The sequence below is a fragment of the Burkholderia sp. MSHR3999 genome, assembly GCF_000833595.1.
GTDB classification, from domain to species: domain Bacteria; phylum Pseudomonadota; class Gammaproteobacteria; order Burkholderiales; family Burkholderiaceae; genus Burkholderia; species Burkholderia ubonensis.
Genome location: NZ_JRFO01000004.1, coordinates 291,705 through 311,621, shown reverse-complemented (window position 1 = coordinate 311,621; position 19,917 = coordinate 291,705). Strand labels below are relative to the sequence as shown.

General features: G+C 58.8%; 20 protein-coding genes. 18 read left to right on the top strand and 2 right to left on the bottom strand.

Annotated elements, in window-relative coordinates:
* Window positions 1–15: 15 nt before the first annotated feature.
* From KY49_RS38990 to KY49_RS13920, 18 genes are all read left to right on the top strand, one after another.
* A complete protein-coding gene (locus KY49_RS38990; protein ID WP_442854621.1) occupies window positions 16–489 on the top strand; it encodes a YadA family autotransporter adhesin in 474 nt (157 codons plus the stop codon).
* Between the two features lie 87 nt (window positions 490–576).
* Window positions 577–1,254, top strand: coding sequence for an OmpA family protein (locus KY49_RS13985; protein WP_442854619.1), 678 nt, complete (start codon window positions 577–579; stop codon window positions 1,252–1,254).
* Between the two features lie 151 nt (window positions 1,255–1,405).
* Window positions 1,406–2,563: a DUF2827 family protein gene (locus tag KY49_RS13980; protein ID WP_042585201.1), complete on the top strand. Its 1,158-nt coding sequence runs from the start codon at window positions 1,406–1,408 to the stop codon at window positions 2,561–2,563.
* Window positions 2,557–3,675 (top strand): DUF2827 domain-containing protein, encoded by a 1,119-nt coding sequence (locus KY49_RS13975; RefSeq protein WP_042585200.1) that lies wholly within the window; start codon window positions 2,557–2,559, stop codon window positions 3,673–3,675. The genes KY49_RS13980 and KY49_RS13975 overlap by 7 nt, the downstream gene beginning before the upstream one ends.
* Complete coding sequence (locus KY49_RS13970; protein WP_156162520.1) at window positions 3,672–4,307, top strand: hypothetical protein; 636 nt, start codon at window positions 3,672–3,674, stop codon at window positions 4,305–4,307. The genes KY49_RS13975 and KY49_RS13970 overlap by 4 nt, the downstream gene beginning before the upstream one ends.
* 55 nt (window positions 4,308–4,362) lie before the next feature.
* Complete coding sequence (locus KY49_RS13965; RefSeq protein ID WP_042585199.1) at window positions 4,363–5,502, top strand: DUF2827 domain-containing protein; 1,140 nt, start codon at window positions 4,363–4,365, stop codon at window positions 5,500–5,502.
* Between the two features lie 61 nt (window positions 5,503–5,563).
* Window positions 5,564–6,442 (top strand): peptidylprolyl isomerase, encoded by an 879-nt coding sequence (locus tag KY49_RS13960; protein ID WP_082062366.1) that lies wholly within the window; start codon window positions 5,564–5,566, stop codon window positions 6,440–6,442.
* A gap of 33 nt (window positions 6,443–6,475) precedes the next feature.
* Window positions 6,476–6,796, top strand: a complete 321-nt coding sequence (locus KY49_RS13955) for a hypothetical protein (protein ID WP_042585197.1) — start codon at window positions 6,476–6,478, stop codon at window positions 6,794–6,796.
* A 45-nt stretch (window positions 6,797–6,841) separates the two neighbouring features.
* Window positions 6,842–8,716, top strand: a complete 1,875-nt coding sequence (locus KY49_RS13950) for a tetratricopeptide repeat protein (RefSeq protein WP_082062365.1) — start codon at window positions 6,842–6,844, stop codon at window positions 8,714–8,716.
* Window positions 8,717–8,766: 50 nt separating this feature from the next.
* A complete protein-coding gene (locus KY49_RS37260) occupies window positions 8,767–9,021 on the top strand; it encodes a hypothetical protein (protein ID WP_156162519.1) in 255 nt (84 codons plus the stop codon).
* A gap of 29 nt (window positions 9,022–9,050) precedes the next feature.
* A complete protein-coding gene (locus KY49_RS34495) occupies window positions 9,051–11,027 on the top strand; it encodes an OmpA family protein (protein ID WP_156162518.1) in 1,977 nt (658 codons plus the stop codon).
* A 56-nt stretch (window positions 11,028–11,083) separates the two neighbouring features.
* The gene (locus tag KY49_RS13940) at window positions 11,084–11,806 is read left to right on the top strand and encodes a DUF2968 domain-containing protein (RefSeq protein WP_156162517.1); all 723 of its coding nucleotides are present in this window, start codon (window positions 11,084–11,086) and stop codon (window positions 11,804–11,806) included.
* 251 nt (window positions 11,807–12,057) lie between these two features.
* A complete protein-coding gene (locus KY49_RS13935; protein WP_042585196.1) occupies window positions 12,058–12,309 on the top strand; it encodes a GlsB/YeaQ/YmgE family stress response membrane protein in 252 nt (83 codons plus the stop codon).
* Window positions 12,310–12,537: 228 nt separating this feature from the next.
* Window positions 12,538–12,669, top strand: coding sequence for a hypothetical protein (locus KY49_RS38985; RefSeq protein WP_269433293.1), 132 nt, complete (start codon window positions 12,538–12,540; stop codon window positions 12,667–12,669).
* Window positions 12,670–13,032: an H-NS histone family protein gene (locus KY49_RS35625; RefSeq protein ID WP_080402772.1), complete on the top strand. Its 363-nt coding sequence runs from the start codon at window positions 12,670–12,672 to the stop codon at window positions 13,030–13,032.
* Complete coding sequence (locus KY49_RS34490; RefSeq protein ID WP_052495678.1) at window positions 13,029–13,907, top strand: response regulator transcription factor; 879 nt, start codon at window positions 13,029–13,031, stop codon at window positions 13,905–13,907. The genes KY49_RS35625 and KY49_RS34490 overlap by 4 nt, the downstream gene beginning before the upstream one ends.
* A gap of 15 nt (window positions 13,908–13,922) precedes the next feature.
* Entirely contained in the window at window positions 13,923–14,765 is an 843-nt protein-coding gene (locus tag KY49_RS13925) for an FkbM family methyltransferase (RefSeq protein WP_197083577.1), read from the top strand.
* A gap of 123 nt (window positions 14,766–14,888) precedes the next feature.
* The gene (locus KY49_RS13920; RefSeq protein ID WP_063840485.1) at window positions 14,889–16,721 is read left to right on the top strand and encodes a tetratricopeptide repeat protein; all 1,833 of its coding nucleotides are present in this window, start codon (window positions 14,889–14,891) and stop codon (window positions 16,719–16,721) included.
* 789 nt (window positions 16,722–17,510) lie between these two features.
* Here the strand turns inward: KY49_RS13920 and KY49_RS37255 are convergent.
* Both KY49_RS37255 and KY49_RS13915 read right to left on the bottom strand, forming a co-directional pair.
* The gene (locus KY49_RS37255) at window positions 17,511–18,449 is read right to left on the bottom strand and encodes a CmcJ/NvfI family oxidoreductase (RefSeq protein ID WP_156162516.1); all 939 of its coding nucleotides are present in this window, start codon (window positions 18,447–18,449) and stop codon (window positions 17,511–17,513) included.
* A 255-nt stretch (window positions 18,450–18,704) separates the two neighbouring features.
* Window positions 18,705–19,880, bottom strand: coding sequence for a histidine decarboxylase (locus KY49_RS13915; RefSeq protein ID WP_063840478.1), 1,176 nt, complete (start codon window positions 19,878–19,880; stop codon window positions 18,705–18,707).
* Window positions 19,881–19,917 lie beyond the last annotated feature (37 nt).

The window sequence follows — 19,917 nt, the reverse complement described above, 5'->3', positions numbered from 1 at the left end:
TCGGATGGGGCAACGGTGATCGGCGCAAATGCGTTGGCGACCGGGTCCAATGCGGTGGCGTTCGGCACAAATGCCACCGCGAGCGGGGCGAACTCGGTTGCGCTGGGTGCGGGCTCGATCGCGAGCGAAGCGAACACCGTGTCCGTCGGTTCGGCCGGAAGCGAACGGCGCATCACGAACGTCGCGGCGGGCGTGAATCCGACCGACGCGGTGAATGTGTCGCAGTTGGGCGCGGTCCAGAAAGACGTGAGCAACGTCGCACGGCGAGCCTACTCGGGTGTGGCAGGCGCGACGGCTTTGACGATGATCCCGGATGTCGATCTCGGCAAGACGATTGCTGTGGGCGTGGGTGCCGCGACCTATCAGGGCTATGGCGCCGTGGCGCTTGGCTTCACCGCGCGCCTGACGAACAACGTCAAGCTGAAGGGTGGTTTCAGCAGCAGCAGTTCCGGTTATTCGTTCGGTGGCGGCATCAGCTACCAGTGGTAGTGCGATGGCGGTGAGGCGAGCGGCGACGCTGCTTGCCTCGCACAGTGTGCGAATCGTTGTGAGATGTACAAGAAAGCGAGGTTTGACATGATGAAAATGATGACCACGGCGCTGTTCTCTGCCGTCGTGCTCACGGGCTGCTCGTCTGCGTCGGGTCCGACGTTCGACGCGTATTCGGTGACGCTGCCGAACCAGCAGCAGGCGTTCCGCGTGCGGTGCGACGGTCTCCTCGAGGGACAAGGCACATGCGAGGCGAAGGCACGCGAAATCTGTGGCAACGCGCAGGTTCGTCCTATCGAGGCAGTGGCTCCGTATTCGAGTGGCGCCGACGCGCGATTGCTGACGTTCCAGTGCGGCGTGCCCCCACAAGCCGCCCCGGCGCCGCAACCCGCCCCGGCGCCTGTTCCCGCACCGCCGCGCAAGATCACACTGAACGGCGATGCAAACTTCGATTTCGACAAAGCGACGCTTAGGCCCGACGCGAGCGCACGACTCGATCAGCTTGTCGCGCAAGCTCGCGGGATGTCGTTCCGAAGCGTGACGGTGGATGGCTATACCGACGCGCTTGGTTCCATCGCCTACAACCAAGGCTTGTCAGAGCGCCGCGCGCAAACGGTGGCGACCTATCTGCACGATCGTGGGTTGAACGCGCAGCAATTCATCGCACATGGCTACGGCAAGACCAATCCGATTGCAACGAATGCAACGGATATCGGCCGCGCACAGAATCGGCGCGTCGAGATTCTGCTCGATCCCACAAATTAAATAGTGCTGTGAAGTACCCCGCTGTCCGCCTCGTCATCCAGGAGCGCGGTATGCATGCAGCGGGTTTTGGGGAGGGGGTTGCAACGCCCCGGAAGAGTAATTCCTTCCCCCCTTTTTCATAACAATTCAATCGTGCTTCACAAAAACAGCAATGCGTATCGGAATTTCAGTGCTTACCCATGCCGGACATAGCATCTGGGAAAACGGGCTGGGACAGAACGTATTCTTTTTCGCTCAGCTTCTTCGAAAGCTGCCGTTCGTGACGGACATCGTGCTGCTGAATTGCGGCGACCAGGAAAGCGTCGCACCGGAAGCCACGGAAACGGCCTTCGACATGCGGCTCGTGGCACCGCGCGACGCGACGGATCTCGTCGATGTCGTCTTCGAGATGGGCGGCGGGCTCGACGTCGAATGGCTGGACTACATCCGGACCCTCGGCAAGAAGGTGGTGTTCTTCTGTTGTGGTCAGCCCTATGCGGGGCTGATCGAGCCGACTGTGTTCAAGAACAAGAACGGCTACTTCTCCCGCGCTACACGCTGCGACGAGATCTGGATTCTCGCTAAAGACCGTGTATTCGCGCCGATGCTGCGCTCGCTTCACCGGTGTCCGGTCGTCGAGGTGCCGTTCCTGTGGGATCCAGTCTTTATCGACCGGCGCGCACGCGAAATCGAAGCGGCAGGCTTGCGATTCGGATGCCGTCCGATGCAAGGATTGCAATCGCCGCGCCGTCTTCGTGCCGCCATCTTCGAGCCGAACATCTCCGTCGTGAAATGTTGCACGATCCCTCTGCTGATCTGCGAGACCGCGTTTCGGCGCGATGCGGAATCGATCGATTCCGTAAGCATACTCAACAGTGTCCATATGAAGGATCACCCAACTTTTTCATTTCTGGTCGGATCACTCGCGTTGAATGAAAGAGGCAAGCTGCATATCGACAAGCGACACGATTTCGTCGGCTATGCCTGCCAATTCGTCGATGCAGTCGTCGCGCATCAATGGCATAACGACCAGAACATCGCGTATCTCGACGCGCTTTATGGCGGTTATCCGTTGATTCACAACTCAGAATGGCTCAGATCGGTCGGTTATTTCTATTCCGATTCGAACGTCGAAGAAGGTGCTGATCAGTTGTTGAACGCGGCATACATGCACGACGTGGCTTACGACGGGTACGTCGCGCAGGCGAAGGCATTTCTGGCGCGTCTCAATCCCGCGCATCCCCGCAACCGGTCCGACTACGCGCGGACCCTGCTGGCGCTGAACACGGCCGATGGCCGACGTACCGCCATGGGAGCGCGATCATGCTGAGTCGCCGCCTGAAGGTTGGCATCACCATTTTCCTGCGTCCTGGACATCAATCGATCTGGGAAAACGGCATCTTCCAGAACTGTTTCTTCCTCGCGATGCTGCTCAAAAGGTCGCCGCACATCGATGCCGTTTATCTGGTCAACGGCGGGGACGGATCGCCATCCGAAGCGGAACAGTTTCTTGCATTGGCGCCGGCACCTACGATCGATCTGAACGTCGCACGGGAAAAGCTCGACGTCGTGATCGAGTTGAGCGCGCAACTCAATCCGGATTGGGCACGTTCGTTCCGCGAGCGCGGCGGCCACGTGATCGGCATGCGGGTCGCGAACGACTATGTAATCGATATCGAGCGGATGATGTTCGATTTGCCGCACGGCATGCTGGTGTCCGGCACGCCGTACAGCGCGATCTGGACGCTTCCGGCATTCGAGCGTACCTGCGCAAGCTACTACCAGTCCGCGTTGCGTGCGCCGGTTCGCGTCATGCAGCACCTGTGGGGGCCGCAGTTGCTCATGCGCTCGGTCGAGGCCAACGGCACCGCTAGCTTCAGCTACGAACCGGGCCGCCAACGTTGGCGACTCGCCGTTCTCGAACCCAACATCTGCATGGTGAAGACGTCGCATCTTGCGATGCTCGCCGCGGATGTGGCGTATCGTCAGGCACCGCATACGATCGATTACCTGCGCGTGTACAACACGCTGCACATGAAGAGCGATGCACAGTTCGTTGGGTTCGCGCGCAGTCTCGACCTCGTCAATCACGGGCGCGCGACATTCGAGCCGCGCCTGCCGATCTACGAAATTCTTGGTCCCCAGGCGGACGCAGTGGTCTCTCACCAGTGGGAGAACGCCCAAAATTATCTGTATTACGAGGCGCTCCATGGCGGTTATCCGCTCATCCACAACTCGGATCTTCTGGACGGCTGTGGCTACCGATACGAGGGCTTCGATTGCGAAGACGGCGCGCTCGCGTTGCGTGAAGCGTTCCACGTTCACGACTTGAATCTCGCGATCTATCGGGCCAATGCGCGCGCCTTTCTTGCGAAGCTCGATCCCGAGCGAAAGGAGAATGTCGATGCGTACGGCGCGGCCATTGCGGAGCTCTTTCAATGAAAAGCATCCGCAAACCTGGACCCGCCGCACGACCGAAAACGCACCGGTGCGCCGTTCGCATCGGCGTCGCGTGGCCGTGGTCGGTCCTGGCCGGTGTCCTGATGCTCGTCCAATCGACTGTGTTCGGCCAGCCGCTTCCGGCGAACGCTGGCGCCGGGAGCGCACAACCAATGGATCTGCCGGGCACCGTGCTCGCCGGCGCGGCGATGCGTGCGGGCGTGAGGCGTTGCTACCCGATGATCAATGCGGTGTCTGGCCGCACGTTCGCGAATGCGGAACATACGGACGTCGTCCTCGACTGGGATCGGACCAATCCGGACGGCGAGCCGTTCTTTTCGCTGTCGGGCCTCGATTACGGTCAGGCTTCGGCGCTGCTGTCCCTCACGACGGCGCCTGCCGATACCGGGTGCACCGTACTGGCCGAGCGCATCTCGAGCGCGCCGCTGCCATGCAAGGACGTGGCGCGGTCAGAGCTTGCCGGCTACCGTGCTTCGCCGCTCGTCAAATCGGTCACGGTCTATACGAATCCGGCTCGTCCGCGCGAGACGGTCACGCTGCTCGACGCACCGCCGTCGTGCGTGATCGTGCGGCGGCAGGTCCATTACGGATCGAGAGGGGTGGGGATGCAATGAACGCAATCAACGAACGATTTTCCTGGCCGCGGAGCGGTCCGGCAGGGGGGCAGACATGAACACCGCGCGATCACTTCGGATAGGCATCACGATCGGCTTGCGCGACGCGGCGGAGAGCCTGTGGGTCAACGGCATCAAACAGAATGCGCTGTACCTGATGAAGCTGTTCCAGCATTCGCCGCTGCGTCATCGCGTGACGCTGGTCAATACCACGGCCGTCGAGATCACGCCGAGTCTGCCGTGGGATCTCGAGCAGTTTCCGGTGCGCTCGTTCGACGACGCGAAGGACTCGCTCGACGTATTGATCGAGCTGGGCGGGCAGATCGATCCGCTGCAGACGCGTTATCTGCAGTCGCGCGGCGCGAAGGTCGTCAGCTATTGCTGCGGGCCCGAATACGTGCAGATGACCGAGGCCATGATTTTTTCGCGGCGACTGGCCGATTCGATCTTCATTAATCAGGAGTATGACCAGGTCTGGGTGATTCCGCAGGTGGTCGAGACCAGCGCGGGCTTTTTCAGCGTGCTGCGGCGTCGTCCGGTGCGCGAAGTGCCGTTCGTCTGGGACCCGATGTGTCTCGACATGCGTACCCGCGACCTGCCGTTTTCCGGCGAGTATCGGCCCACGGCGCGCGCGAGACGGCTGTCGATCATGGAGCCCAACATCGATGTGCTCAAGTTCTGCCTCTATCCGCTTTTGATCGCCGAATCCGCCTATCGGCAATGCGGGCCGAAGATCGACTATGTGCACGTGACGAACGCTGACCATTTCGCGCGCATGAGCCCGGAGTTCATCGGTGTGGCGCGCCACCTCGATCTCGTACGAGACAGCAAGGTGAGTTTCGTTGGACGTTACGACACGCCGCAATTCCTTGTCGAGCACACGGACATCGTGGTGTCGAATCAGTGGGGCCTTGCGCTGAATTACTTCTATTTCGACGTGTGCTGGAACGGCTATGCGCTCGTGCACAACGCCCATCTGTGCAAGGAGCTCGGCTACTACTACCCGAACAACGACGTGGACGAAGGTGCGCGACGGGTCGTCGAGGCGGTCGAATGCCACAGCGAGACCTGGCAGCGCTATCTGAAACAGCAGCGCAAGCTCATCGGCCGGTTCTTGGCGACCAACCCGGATCAAGTCGAAGCGTATGACCGGCTTCTGATCGGTTTGTTCGACGACGCCAGCCCATCAACTTGAAACAGCCACGTCATCAAACCGCAGCGACGGATAACTCAGCCACCACCATAGGGACCTGACAATGAAAAATCATATTCACAGCACGAAGGGGATCGAACTGCGTCATTCGGTAGCGGCGATCGCAACGGCGTTCGTACTGGCCGGATGCGCGCACCAGGCAGCATCTGTGCCGTCGGCGCTTGTATCGCCGGTGGCGCACGTCATACCGGCTGATGCGGTTGCCGCCGTCAACGGTGTCCCCATCGATCGTACGCAAGTCGACGCGTTGTCGCGGGATGGCGGACAGCGAGATGTAATCGAGCGCGGATTGATCGCTCGAGAATTGATTCGCCAGGCGGCCGAAGCGGAAAAGCTCGGTGATTCGGCGGAAGTGCTTGCCGCTACGAACAAGGCGCGAGTCGATACCGAAAATCGCCTTTACATCGCCAGGCATGCAGTGCCGCGCGTCGTCACCGAGGAACAGGTGCGTGCCCGGTACGACGCGATTGCCGCATCGCTCGGGCCCGTTAGCTACAAGCCGCGCGTGATCGTGTTGCCGAATGATGCTGCCGCGCAGGCTGTACTTGGCCGGCTCGCCAGTCACGAGTCGTTCGAGTCCCTCGCATCGAAGGAAAGCATCGACTCGAGCAGGACGAATGGCGGAGCGCTGTCCTGGGTGACTTTCAAGACACCTATCACCGAAGGACATACGCAAAACCTTCCGTTGGAAGTTGCCCGTGCGCTCGTGAAATTGCGCCCGGGAGAGTACACCAGGACGCCGCTCGCGGTTGGCCAGGCGCGAGTGTTGGTCAAGCTCGATGCGAAGCGCCCGACGACCGTACCTTCATACGAGCAGACTCGCGACGAACTACACCGATCGCTGCAGAACCAGGCTCAGGAAGATGCATTCAGTGCGCTGGTCGACTCGCTGGCAAAGCAAGCGACGATTGTGCGCCGGTGACGTAGACGACATGAAGTCACAAGAGGAGGGAAGATGGACACCTTGCGATACACAGATCGTTTCATCGCCAATCTGCTCGTCAGTTGGCTTGTGACTTGCTGGGTGGTAATGGTCGTCGACTGTTACGCGATCGATATGCCTTGGCTCAGAAACGCGACCGCTCGCGCCGAAATCGGCTTCGCGACCGTCGTGGCCATCGTCGTGCTGTTCGTTGTCCCGGTCGCATTCAAATTCGTATGCCGGATCCGGCCGTCGATATTCGACGACGACGATGCTAGAAAAGCTTCATGGCGTGGACGGCTGATCGGTATGGGCGTCGGGCTTGTCGTCGGCATCGCCATTCAAGGCATGTGAGCGGCGTGGAGTTCGCACCGGGCCGACGAGCAGAGGAAAGTTTATATGACAAAGCAGACCAAATCTCATTTGGACAAGGCGGAGGCGCTGATGGAACGCGGCTCGCTTATCGAAGCATCGCATCTCCTGCCGGAGGATCGAGTTGCACGGTCGGACAACCCGCGAGAGCTGATCCTCGCGAGTCGGCTGTTTTGCTTGCGCGGGCGATTCATTGAAGCGCGCGATTTGCTCGATCGCGCATTGGCGCTGGACGGCACGAACGTTGATGCGCTGACCGAGCGCGCGCGCCTCGCGGTGCGACTGGGCGACGACGCAGGCGCTGACGAATGGTTCGGCCATGCGTATCGCGAGGGCGCGCGCGGTGACGATTGGTTGGTCGACTGGATCGACGTGTTGTTGCGGCTCGGAAAATACGACGCAGCGCGCGATATTGCGACGGTGCGTTGCGAACGTGCGCCGAACCAGGCTGCGCCCTGGTTCAGGCTCGGTCTTGCTCATCAACAGGCGCGTCATCATCTGCAGGCGCTCGACGCCTATCGGCATGCGGCGCGGATCGAGCCGACCTTGCCGATGCTGCGCAACAACATGGGGGCGGCGCATCTCGAACTCAAGCAATATGACGAGGCAAAAACGCTTCTCGTACAGGCGTTGCAGGACGACCCGGACAACGCGCTCGCATGGAATAACCTTGCAACGACGCTGCTGAAGCGGGGCGAGTTGCATGACAGTCTCGTCGCGGCGGAGCGCGCGTGTGCGTTGGCGCCGAATTATGCGACGGCGTTGCTGACCTATTCGTACGTGTTGCGCGAGCATCAGCAGTGGGATAACGCATTGACAACGGCTGAGCGCGCGTTGAAGCTCGATTCTCGGAACGTGGCGCTTGTTTGGACGATTGCGATGCTGCAACTGATGCGTGGTGACTATGCGAACGGCTGGATCAATCACGAGGCCCGTTGGAACGGATCGCCGGAATTGCGCGCCATCCCGCATAACATGCCGGTACCGCAATGGACCGGGCAGCCGCTCGACGGGAAGACCGTCATCGTGTGGGGCGAGCAGGGGCATGGCGACGTCCTCCAGTTCGTGCGATTCGTGCCCGCCATCGCGGAGCGCGTGAAGCGAGAAGGCGGCAAACTCGTCTACTGCTGTTTCGCGAGCTTGTTGCCTCTCCTCAAGCGCAGCCTGGGCGATGCGGTGGAGTGTGTAGTGCCGCACGATCAGCGTCCGCTGCCGGCATTCGACTATCACCTGCCGCTTTGTAGCGTGCCGTTGACGTTCGGCATCCGAGTCGAACATTTGCCTGGGCGCACGGCGTATCTGCGAGCCGACCCGGGCAAGGTGCTGGCGTGGCGCAAGCGCAACGAGAGCGACGCGAAACTGAAGGTCGGACTCGTATGGTCCGGTAGCCGCGATCACCAGCGAAACCCGATGCGATCCGTCAATCCTGTGGAATACGCGAAAGCATTCGGATCTATCCCCAACATCGATTTCTATAGCTTGCAGGTGGGCGACGAGGGCGGGGCAAGCGAAGCGCGCGATGCGGGGCTTCGCCTTATTGACCATACCGACGAGTTCGATTCTTTCGACGACACCGCTGCGTTCATTCAAGGCCTCGACCTCGTGATCACCGTTTGCACGTCGGTTGCTCACCTGGCTGGCGGCTTGGGTGTGCCGACATGGGTTCTCCTGGACGTCAACCCGCATTGGGTATGGATGACCGAACGTGCGGATAGTCCATGGTATCCGAGCGTCAAGTTGTATCGGCAGCGTACTTACGGCGACTGGTTCAGTGTGTTCGAGCGACTGGCGGGCGATCTGAAGGAATTGACAAGCCGTGTCCAAGACCTGACTGACTGGCGGGAGAGTGCAACCGAACGGACCTCGGGCGCGTGGACCGCCGACTCGCCGGTGTTGCAGTAGATCCCGTCTTCAGGAGCAAACACGCGATTGCAACAGTAAGCAGTAAGGCGATGGATAAACAGGACCGATTCAGTTTTCCCCCTCCCGCGTCCTGCGGCCCGCAGGGTGCCGAATGGCCCTTTTATCTGAATCACCGCCAACTTGCACTGCTGCGGAGATTGCACGACGCATGGGGTGAAGACGCGATCGTGCAGATCTATGCAGGATGCGTGCGCATTCGGTCTGATTCAGGCGATTGGCGGTTTTCCAGCGATGCGGAACTGCGGGCCGGGCTCGACATGTGTGCCCGGATCCAGCGGAAATGACACAAAAAATAGACTTCACGGAGTAAGCATTGAACAACTTAGATCTCGCGCACGCGGTTTCGACGACATTTGCGCCTGAACTGTGCGAGCGGATGTCGGCCCGGGTCGGTCTGGCGCAGAACGTCATCCGGAGTGTCGCCGAACGCGGCGCAGCCGCGATCACGGCCGGCCTGGTCGCGCGATGCCTGACTCCCCAAGGGGCGGAGTCTGCATTTGCCGCAGTCGTATCTGCGGCGGCGAACCCGCGCATCGCCGAACAGCTGGGCGCGTTGGTAACGGATACCGCGAGCTTCAAGGATCTGGAGGCGAGCGGCGACGCGCTGTCGGAGCAGGCGACGCAGCGACGCGTGGCGGCTTACAGCGACCTGATATCGCAACAGACGGGCGTGCCGCCTCAAGCCACGCACGTGTTGACGGCATCCGCAGGTGCAGTCCTTTTTGGCTTGCTCAAGCATCGTCTGCTGATCGATCAGGCAACTGCTGCAGACCTGTCGAAGCTGGCGCACGGTCAATTGCCGTCGATCGAGGCAGGGATGACCGACGCGCTGGCGCATCTGCTGGGTTTCGAGAGCGTGGAACACTTTGTTAAAGCGATCAAACAGTCCGCTGAGTCCGCCGAGGCCGCCGCAGCTCCGGCGCCGGTCGCCCTGCCGACGACGTATGGGCTGCCCAAGCTCGCCGCCGGCACGACGGTCAGCGCAAACATTGTCTCGGCGTCGATTCGCGCATCGGATATCGGCGCGGCGCGCCCTGCAATGACCACCTCTGGAACTGCTCGGAGCTACGCGCAGAAGGTGGGCTCGCAACCGGCGCCTTCATCCGGTGAGCCGGCTGCTCAATCGCAGGCCGCGGCCATGGCGCAGGCTCCCATCTCAGATCTTCGCCGATCGGCGCCACGACGCAGTCGTGCAGGCCGCAAGTTGGTGTGGATTCTTGCGCTGATCGCCGCGGGCGTGGCGACAGTGTTTGCTTACGAGCAAACGCATTCGAGCGCCTCGAAGACGACGTTGTGGCCGCCGTCCGATCCACGAGCGGATGGCAAGGCCGGCCCGTCTTCGCCTTCGAGCGAAGTGTTGCCCCGGACTGCTGCGCACGGTGATCCGGCATCTGCTGCGCCGACCGCCGCCTCCCCGAGCAGCGCTTCGCAGTCCGCCACGACGTCAGGCGCGAGCGGCGTCAACTTGGCGACCGCCGCAGAAGAATCCGCACCTGCGGCCGCTACGAACGCAGCCATGGCATTCCGCGTCGATGCGGCGGGATTCACGAGAATCGTTGCGACAGTATCGAACGAGGCTCAGCGTCAAGCACTTTACGATCGGCTGAAGGCAAAGCTCGGCGTCAATCGCTTTCAGGCCGATGTGACGATCGCACCGACTGCCCGCACCGACTGGCTCGACCATCTGGATGATCTGAGCGAACTCATGACAGTGAGGGACGCGGAGCTGAATCTTCACGCGACGGCGATCGAGCTTGCAGGTTCCGCCGCAGACCAGCAGCGCGGGTGGTCCGAGCGCTTGCAGCGGGCGTTCGGCGCCCCTTGGCGAGTCGAAGCGTTCGATCAGGCGGCACGCGTTGAGGAGTCCACGCAGGCGTTTCGTCGCGTCCTGGTCGCTGCGATAGACCGTGGCCATCCGTGCGCACCCGCAGACGTGGCGAACGTGCTGAACGCCCAGATCATTGATTTTGCGCGTTCAAGCGGCCATGTCCCCGCGACGGCGAGAGAAAACCTCAACGAGGCTGCGCTCCTGCTCAAGACGTGCGCGAACGTCGGTCATCCGGTGAAGGTCGAGATTGCCGCCTTCACGGATTCCATGGGCGATGCCCAGGCGCTGCAGCAATTGTCGCAAAAGAGAGCCGATTCGGTTCGCGTCCAGTTCATTGAGGCCGGGGTGCCGGCAGCCCTATTAACGGCCAAGGGCTACGGCGCGACTCGTCCGGTCGCGAGCGACCTTACGGAAATTGGCCGATTTGCCAATCGCCGTATCGAGTTTTCGGTGCAAGGGTGAACGCAAAATTGTTTTTGCCACGCGTGTGTCGGCGTCCGCAATTGAGGAGATTGATCGTGAAGTTGCATCAAGACAGATACCCGGTGGCGGCCGGGGAAATCGAAGTGAAGGATGACTTCCTTGGTGCCGGCAAGTCGCCGGGAACCGCCGTCGGCGCTGTACCGGCAGAAGAAGCGACGCCTGCGGCGGCAACTGTCTCGCCACTGCGGCCGCTTAATGCGGTCATGCCGCACGGCAGCACACGTGCGGTGCACATGGCGGAGGTCGCGGAGGTCGAGGCACTGAACGCGCAGCAGACGCTGACCTCTTTCAGGTCGATGCACGCGTTCTCCTACTCGGCGAATCTGCTGTTCCACCGTACCGCGCTTTCGTACTACATCACGCTCTCACAGGACGGACGCCTGTGGAGGGCGTTGCATGCAGCCGAGTTCGAATCAGCGGAGTTGGCGTTCCGACATTTCGAAGAGCAGGTGGTACGGCTGGCGGATGCGGAGCTGAGGCGCGCGCATCTGGAGGCCCAGAACCAGCAACTGGTGGCCGAGATCGAGGCGTCCGAGGCGCGGGCGGAGCGGCTGAGAAATGACCTGGACGCGCATGCCGCGCAGACCCAACTGGTGACGAGCCGTCAACAGCAAGTGCGCAAGGAAGTCGCTCAACTCGAGACGCAGCGGATTGGAACACAGGCCATATTGAACAAGACGTTGAGGCAGATCCAGCAATTGCGGGCGACCAGCAACGAGCGCGTTCCACACCTGCCCACGCGCAGAGCCGAGTCCTGAGTGCATGCAAAAAGCCGGAAGGGCGGCCGGCCACTCGCCCGAATCAACTCAAGGAGAAATCGAATGAAAAGACGCTCGATGATGACGATCGTTGCGCTTATGGTCGCGGTGCAGTATAGGGGGCGCACAGGCTGCGACGCAGCGCCATAAGCATCGCCGGCATCATTTCCGTTTTCATGGGGATCATGATCAGGTGAACTAACCTGTAAGTCGATCTTGATAGTTAAAAATTTTGTTTCTGGAAAACAGCAATGCTTCATCAATTTCTCGTATGGCTAATTGTTGGGGGTGTGGCGGGATGGCTCGCCGGCTTGATCGTGAAAGGCAGCGGGTTTGGCCTCGTGATCGACATCCTCGTGGGGATTGCCGGTGCGATCGTGGGCGGCTGGATTGCATCGGTATTGGGAATCAGTATCGGAACCGGCATCGTATCGACGATCGTCGTCGCGATCGCCGGTGCGGTCCTTTTACTGTTCGTCATCAACGTGATTCGTAGGGCCTGATGACGATGCGGCTGCCACATGACGATGACGGCAGCCGCATCGCGAACGGGCGGCATGTTGTGTGGCGGTGAGAGCGCAACGCCGCGTATTGCCTTGCAAATCGTAGCGGCAGGGTTGGACATCGCCCGTCCGGTGGTCATGCACCGACGGGCGCGGCGCGAATGGTCATGGGAAATTGTCGTGGGCGAGGCGGAGTAACAAAGTATGCGTTATCTGGTGAGTATATCGATGTCTTCTTTCGAACTGACCGGATGGAAGATATTCGATTACAGCGGAGTTGCCTCGAATATCGCAGCGGCGGACGGATGCTATGCCGGCACGCGCTTTGACGAGGCGCTGCGCTGGAGGAAAGGAGAGTAAATGTCGATCGATCGCCTGCAGGAATTGCTGACGAGGCGTGCTCAGCTTGATGTAGAAATCGCCACGTACCGTGCAGAACGGCGCAAGGAAATTGTCGAGCAAATCAATCGGCTCATACGCGAATACAAGATTACGCCTCGGGAACTCGAACTTTTTTTCTCGTCCGATGAAGGTTCTCGCGCACCTCGACGACGTCGTGTGGAACCGCTTTATTGGGATCCCCAAACCGGCGCTACGTGGTCGGGGCGAGGAAAGCGACCTCGTTGGATGAACGGACGTGATCCGGAAGAATTCAGACTCAAGCCTGTAGATGGATCGCATGAACCGGAGATCGATTCTGGCGAGAAGCAGAACAACCAATGAAATTCGCGTTTGCTGAAGTAAGCCATATAAACGAAGCTGGTACCGAGACGGTGGCCACATTGCCTCTGTCGTTGACTGGCTCGTTCACGGAAAAATCGGGCGGGACCTTGTTTGGATTCCCGGACATTGATCGGCCTCAGGCAATGTGTGCGATCTTGGATAAGGCCCGCGTTCGGCTGAACGAGGCGCGCGAAGCACTCGCACGAGTCGGGTATGGCTGCACACGATTCGACGAAGAATTTGAATTGCTACGTCACGTCCGGTCGACTGATATCGACCTGGTATTGGTGATGGAGCCGGAGCAGGGAGCGTCGCTGGAGGCCTTCGTCGCGGAGCTGCGGTCCGACCCCGCAATCAACCACATACCGCTGGTGATTGTCGGTCCTGACGACGAATGCAGAATGGTCAATGTGCTTGCCGCCGGCGCGGATGCCTATATCACGTGGCCCACGTCTCCGGAGTTATTGGTTGCACGAATCCGTGCACTGTTTCGCCGTATATGCAGTTCGCATCTGCGCTCGGCCATCCGGTCTCACGGCGCCTATACCTTTTACACGGGTACCGATCGGGTCTGCCTGGATGGGGAACGGATCTGGCTGACGCGCATGGAATACCGGGCGGCATTGCTGCTCTTTAAGCGCATGTCGCACATTGTGACGTTTGCTGACCTCTGGCTAGCGATGTGGGAAGGTATATCCGGGTTGGAACCGCAGCGGAGAACCGTCTGTGTCCACATGTCGCGCGTGCGCGCAAAGCTCAGATTGAGCGGCGAATATGGATATCAGCTGATATCCGTTCGCGGCTCCGGTTACAAGCTCGTCCCGTCAGCCAATGAGCTTCATTGGGAAATGATGTCGCATGCTGTGAACTATTGAGGTGTCCACGAACACATGAGCGTAAGCAGCCAGATGGCACAAATCGCGGATCCGTATGTTCTCGTCGAAGCGCGACACGGGACGATGCTTGCGAACCGCTACGACTACTACATCGGTCAGGCGCTGATCGAATATGGCGAGTACTGTGAGCTTGAAACGCAGTTCCTGAAGCGGTGGATCGACCGACCGGGTACCGTGATTGAAGTCGGCGCCAACGTCGGTAGCCAGACCGTGGCGCTAGCCAAAGCCGCCAAAACAGTGGGCGCCGACGTGATCACGTTCGAGCCTCAGCCGTTCGTTTTCCAGAACTTGTGCGCGAATCTCGCGCTGAACGCTGTGGACAATGTGACTGCATGGCCTTTCGCTTGCGCTATGCGAGCAGGCGCCCTTTGGCTCGCCGCTCCGAACTACAGGCAACAGGGAAACTTTGGGGCGGTGTCGGTCCGTGCGGACGTGATCGAAGGCGGAATTCAGGTGCCGTGCGTAAGATTGGACGACATGATTCCTGCGCGGGAAGTCTGCCTCATGAAAGTCGATGTCGAAGGGTTCGAGCTGCAGGTGCTGCAAGGCGCGCGGGAAACACTTTCGAAGAATCGGCCAATCGTGTACATCGAAAATGATCGACTGGCCCAATCCTACGCACTCGTTGAATACCTGTGGGAGCTGGGTTATAGACTGTGGTGGCACATCACTCCGCTGTTCAATCCTCTCAATTTCCGGGGCAGGACAGACAATCGCTACCAAAATCTGAGTGCTTTCAACATGATAGGACTGCCGCGAGAGTCGAGCGCGACGTTGGACGACTGCGACGAGATCGTGGACGCGACTTTTCATCCACTGGTTGCGAGGCGGACCTGATATGGAACCGACCGCATCGGCACGATTGCACGCTACAGAAGTTTGTATTGGATTTTTAAGTCCAGGTTGCTCGCTTGCGGGTGTCGTGATGTGTATTGGCGTTGCGAGCAAGCAGCGATGACCATGTCGGAGAAGGATAACGCGCATTCAGCAGCCGCCGCAGCGAAGGCGTTCGAGGCGGGCGTGGTCGCGCATCGATCAAAGTCGTTTGCTGTTGCGGAACAACGCTATCGTGAGGTTATCGCGATTTTGCCTGGTCACGCAGAAGCTCACAATAACATCGGTATCTTGCTGGAGATAGCAGGAAGGATCGACGAGGCTGAGACACACTACCGTCGAGCATTGTCATCGAGGCCCGGCTACATTGAAGCGCACTGTAATCTGGGCCTTTTGATGCATTCCGAAGGACGCTTGGCAGAGGCGGAGCGCTGTTACCGACAAGCCCTCTCCCTCGATTCAGAATGTGTGATCGCGCACAACAAGCTGGGTCTCGTTCTTCAGTTGGCCGGGCGACGGTCGGAAGCCGAACATCACTTTCGCCACGCGTTGATGTCTGCTGAGAATGACGTGGACGCGCTGGCGAATCTTGGTGCATTGCTGCACGAGGATGGTCGCTATCAGGAATCGGAGACGCTTTATCGCGAGGCGATAGTGCATGCCCCTCAACTGGCCCGCGTCCACCAGAACCTTGGTGTTCTACTCCACAAGGTTGGGCGCCAGTCCGACGCGGAAGACTGTTTACGCCGCGCGATCTCATTGGATTCAAATCATAGCGATGTGTACGGGAGTCTCGGCAATCTGCTTTATGATCAGCAACGCTTCTCGGAAGCGGAGGCCTGCTATCGGGCGGTACTCGAGCAAATGCCGAGTTCGGTAGAGGCGGTCAATAACCTGGGGCGCGTGCTGCAGGACAGCGGGCGTTTCGCGGAGGCCGAGCAGTGCTTTCGTCGCGCGCTCGCGCTTGCTCCGGAGCGGCATCCGACCGCATTCAATCTGGGACTCGTCCTGCTTGCGATGGGGCGTTACGAAGAAGGCTGGCAGTTGTACGAAGCGCGATACGGCGAGTCGCCATACTGGGGTGAAGATGCGTCGTGCCATGTGCGGCCGAGGCTGCCTTATCCTGAATGGCGCGGCGAGCCGATAGACGGCAAGTCGCTCATCGTACTGCCTGAGCAGGGGCTCGGGGATTTCCTGCATTTCTGTCGGTATCTGCCGTTGTTGAAGGCGCGCGGCGTGCGGCGGCTAAGTGTGGTCTGTCCTGTCGCGTTGCGCAGGCTGGCGGAATCGATCGAAGGCGTAGATTCATGCTACACGCCGGGCGAGATCGAGTCGCTGCCGGCCCATGACTTCGCGTGCCTGTTGATGAGCTTGCCGATGAGGTTTGCGACGACACTGCGGTCCATTCCTTCCGATATACCGTATGTGCGGCCGCGCGACGACTTGGTGTCGCATTGGAACGCGCGCCTGCCAGTCGACGGCTTCAAGGTGGGATTGGTCTGGGCGGGCGATTCGCGTCCGGATCAGCCTAGCGCAAACGCAATCGATCGCCGACGTTCCTTTCATGCAAGCACATACCTTCCGTTGCTTGCGTTAAAAGGGGCGACGTTCGTCAGCTTGCAGAAGGGAGAAGCCGCACGTTGTCAACTCTTCACGCTTCCGGGCGAATTGCGTCCAGTGGATTTCATGGACGAGGTGACGGATTTCGCAGATACAGCCGCAATCGTCGCAAATCTCGACCTTGTGGTAACGGTCGACACGTCGGTCGCGCATGTCGCCGGTGCGCTTGGCAAGCCCGTCTGGATCCTGTCGCGATTCGACGGATGCTGGCGCTGGCTTTCGAATCGCGACGATTCGCCGTGGTATCCGACTGCGCGACTGTTCAGGCAACGATCACCAGGTGCTTGGATGCAGGTCGTCGAGGAAGTCGCGGCCGAGCTTCGGGCGAGAATTGCGTAGACGGAAGGAAGGGTGATTTTTCACCACTTTGAATCGCCTCCCGGAATATTCCGAGCACGATAGGCGAACCATCTACTTGTGCCATTCCTGTCGGCTTGAAACCATCTTGTTCCGGCGTTGGAAGAAAGCGGGAATTGCTCACTTCACAGTACGTGCCGACGCCTTCTTGATCGCAACGCATCAGAGCATGTTGCAGCAAGTCGGTTCCGTAGTCCCCACTGTGGTGACGAGGTGACGTTACGGCAATTTCGGGTGTATGAGCTTCACGTTTTCGAAGAGCATGCGCACCGAATGTCGTGAGGTTTCGGACATATTCTCCGGAACTAACCGTGTGTGCGCTCTATCGTCGGAACGGAGAGATTGTGGAAGACAAATTAATGCCCAATTCCTGACTGTAAGTGCAAAATGCGCAGTCTTATACGTATGGAAAGGCGGCGTCCCAGTACGCTAGCACAAGCACTTTCAGCAACGGCGATAGTCGGGCGATCACTGTATAGCCATCGCATCAGTCGGACCTCGTAAAACAAGTCGGCGATGATCGAAACGACCACGTTGACATGCTCTTCTTGTTCATGCGTGTTGTTTCGGTCACGTGTATACAACAATGGGAAAGCGCGCACGGTAACCGAGTCAGGCCATCACCGTAGGATGATGGCCTACACTCTCGGGTCCGGTGACACTATTATTTTTTCGCCCTGTAATCAAGCTAATGAAATGGAATTTTCTGGTGCATCGGACCCGGGGCGCAGGAAGTGTCGCTCCTATTGACGAAGTTGCGAAAATTTTATTTTACTTTGCAAATTGACACGGAAAATAATCATTGTTTTTAAAGAATGCAAAGGTTCGAACGTCGATGCTGGACCGGCCAACGGCGTGCGATGGGCAGTTAGGGTCTCTGAAGGCGCTGTGGAGTACGCGGGCCGCCTCATGATTGTTGAAGTCGTAACCTAACATCACCAGAACTTCGTCAGGCTCCATGTCGGAGAAGTAGTACCACGCATGCCGCGGATTGAATCGGTAAGCTGTAAACCCTAGGATTTGCCGCTCGAGATCAGATGCGCCATAGGAATATACTCCGTCGACTCGGTCTTCGATGGCGACTGAGTTGGCCGCGCAAACTGCAAGCGGTATGTCATGCGGAGGGTTGGACAATACTCTCCAAGTCTGCACTCCGAGCACCCTCTTATATTCTGGTTCCTGTCCTTCTTGCAGATCGATGGAGCCGGCCATAAGCCGACGTGTCTCGGCATAACCCTCCTCAGGCGCCAGACTCCGGTCATAGGACAAGCGGAGATATGCGCGGGCTGCTGCGTCGGTATAGTCCGTATGCCCAAAAATATTAGGGCGGTTCACGCCGACTTCCTGTGGTGACGTGAAGCGAACGACCGGCCCGTCGGATACGACGACGCGGTCGGCTCTGGTCAGATCGACGATAAGTTCCTGTACGGCTGGAAGATAGCGGCGGACGACCTCTTCATGATCTCGATAATTGATGGCGGGAAGCTTGTGCCGAACAAGCATGAAACCCTCCCGCTCGAGACTTGGCGGAATGTCAAGGGTGCGTGCGTCCAGAATGGTGCAGTTATGGCTTTCGAGATCCAGTTGACTGGCGCTTGGGTCACTCACGTCTACGTAGGGCGTTCGCGCCGTTGGCGCAATATAGTTAATCGGTGCCTCGATAGATTGAACCTTCCTGGGTACATCAAGCCGACCAGTCGTCATTTCCATGAGTAGTCCTAAAATTTGAAAATTGTTGAACTGAAACTCAATTGGAGCTGGTTGAAATTCAATGATCTATATATTGGATCTCGCCTATTTGATCTGGAATTAAAAAAATTTCACAGTTGAGTATTGCAATAAAAAGCTCAAATAATTTTTGGTGTGCTTTAAGTTAAACGCATTTGAGGATTTGAAGTTGGCCCGCAGAACCCCAAGACGGATAGAAATGCCACGAAAGTTTGCGAGCAGCGAACCAATTCATCTTCAGATCACTTGATCGGTGAGGTGGAGTTTTTCGAGGGCATCACGAGCTGAGTCGAGCAAAAATGTCGCATCGCGGTTTGCATCGATTGCGGCTGCGAACGAGTCGATATGTTGGCGTGTGGTACCCGGCATTGCAATGAGGTGGCTGACATCGTCGGTAGCCAATTGCCACTGGGTCTTAACAGACCCATGGGCCTTCGGAAACACCACGGTGAGCGCGCCGGCGTTACGCCATGCAGGAACGCCAATTGCGTTGAGCTGTTCCACCGCGTAACCGGCTACGGCCTGGCATTCGATCATGAGCTTTCTGAGGCCCTCTCGGCCAAGTTGCTTTGTTGCATACCAGAGGACAATTGGCGTGAACGCGTTTCGGGACCCGGTCAGCGTCGTATCCACCGTGCCGATGTATTTGATGGCGCGGCTTACCCGTTCCACATGCTGCTTTCGCGCGACAATCACGCCGCACGGCATAGGGGAGCCAATGAACTTGTGGCCACTGATCGTGATGGAATCAGCGCCGTCCGCGAAGTCGAATGCGGGCTTGGGATCGAGAAAGGGAGCAAATGGACCGCACAATGCCGCGTCGCAGTGAACGTAAACATCGCGGATGCCCGACTCGCGCAAGGTCTCGCGAATCCGTGCGATGTCGTCCTTGCCTTCTTTCATCGTCGTTCCGATGTTGGCTACGACGATTGCAGGCCGATCGGCGTTGAGCCTCGATTTCGCCAGGAGATCGTCATAGTCCATGACGCCATACTGGTCCGATCGAACCGAAACACTCTCCATGCCAAGCAAGTGTGTTCCCTTATTCACGCTGTAATGAGTGTCAGGTGTGCAATAGACGACGGCGTTCGGATACAATTGTCTGGCGAGATACAAGCCGTAAATATTTCCCTCAGTTCCGCCATTCGTTACGTATCCCCAGTAATCATCCGCTTCCGCATTGAAAAGTGACGCGAAAAATCGGACCACTTCCCGCTCGAATTCACGGGAATCGACGCGATAGTAACCGTCCTGGAACGGATCGCCTAGGTTGTTACCCGTGAGTCCGAGGAAGCGCCAAAGTGCGCTGTAGTCGAAGTCGCGCGCAAACGGATAACCCAGAAAGTGGTTGTTTGCTTCGTTCATGGATTCGAACAACTGGTCCAATCTATTTTGGTCGATTTTTGTAAGCATGATCGTTACTCGCGTTTATTGATAGTCCGCTACGTAA

What these genes read in the sequence shown, in the direction of transcription:
- KY49_RS13950 (WP_082062365.1), top strand. Translation starts at nt 6,842, where the DNA reads ATGACAAAGCAGACCAAATCTCATTTGGACAAGGCGGAGGCGCTGATG.
- KY49_RS38985 (WP_269433293.1), top strand. Translation starts at nt 12,538, where the DNA reads ATGTCTTCTTTCGAACTGACCGGATGGAAGATATTCGATTACAGCGGA.
- KY49_RS37260 (WP_156162519.1), top strand. Translation starts at nt 8,767, where the DNA reads ATGGATAAACAGGACCGATTCAGTTTTCCCCCTCCCGCGTCCTGCGGC.
- KY49_RS35625 (WP_080402772.1), top strand. Translation starts at nt 12,670, where the DNA reads ATGTCGATCGATCGCCTGCAGGAATTGCTGACGAGGCGTGCTCAGCTT.
- KY49_RS13985 (WP_442854619.1), top strand. Translation starts at nt 577, where the DNA reads ATGATGAAAATGATGACCACGGCGCTGTTCTCTGCCGTCGTGCTCACG.
- KY49_RS37255 (WP_156162516.1), bottom strand. Translation starts at nt 18,449, where the DNA reads ATGGAAATGACGACTGGTCGGCTTGATGTACCCAGGAAGGTTCAATCT.
- KY49_RS13975 (WP_042585200.1), top strand. Translation starts at nt 2,557, where the DNA reads ATGCTGAGTCGCCGCCTGAAGGTTGGCATCACCATTTTCCTGCGTCCT.
- KY49_RS13915 (WP_063840478.1), bottom strand. Translation starts at nt 19,880, where the DNA reads ATGCTTACAAAAATCGACCAAAATAGATTGGACCAGTTGTTCGAATCC.
- KY49_RS13955 (WP_042585197.1), top strand. Translation starts at nt 6,476, where the DNA reads ATGGACACCTTGCGATACACAGATCGTTTCATCGCCAATCTGCTCGTC.
- KY49_RS13925 (WP_197083577.1), top strand. Translation starts at nt 13,923, where the DNA reads ATGAGCGTAAGCAGCCAGATGGCACAAATCGCGGATCCGTATGTTCTC.
- KY49_RS13920 (WP_063840485.1), top strand. Translation starts at nt 14,889, where the DNA reads ATGTCGGAGAAGGATAACGCGCATTCAGCAGCCGCCGCAGCGAAGGCG.
- KY49_RS13935 (WP_042585196.1), top strand. Translation starts at nt 12,058, where the DNA reads ATGCTTCATCAATTTCTCGTATGGCTAATTGTTGGGGGTGTGGCGGGA.
- KY49_RS34490 (WP_052495678.1), top strand. Translation starts at nt 13,029, where the DNA reads ATGAAATTCGCGTTTGCTGAAGTAAGCCATATAAACGAAGCTGGTACC.
- KY49_RS13970 (WP_156162520.1), top strand. Translation starts at nt 3,672, where the DNA reads ATGAAAAGCATCCGCAAACCTGGACCCGCCGCACGACCGAAAACGCAC.
- KY49_RS13980 (WP_042585201.1), top strand. Translation starts at nt 1,406, where the DNA reads ATGCGTATCGGAATTTCAGTGCTTACCCATGCCGGACATAGCATCTGG.
- KY49_RS13965 (WP_042585199.1), top strand. Translation starts at nt 4,363, where the DNA reads ATGAACACCGCGCGATCACTTCGGATAGGCATCACGATCGGCTTGCGC.
- KY49_RS13960 (WP_082062366.1), top strand. Translation starts at nt 5,564, where the DNA reads ATGAAAAATCATATTCACAGCACGAAGGGGATCGAACTGCGTCATTCG.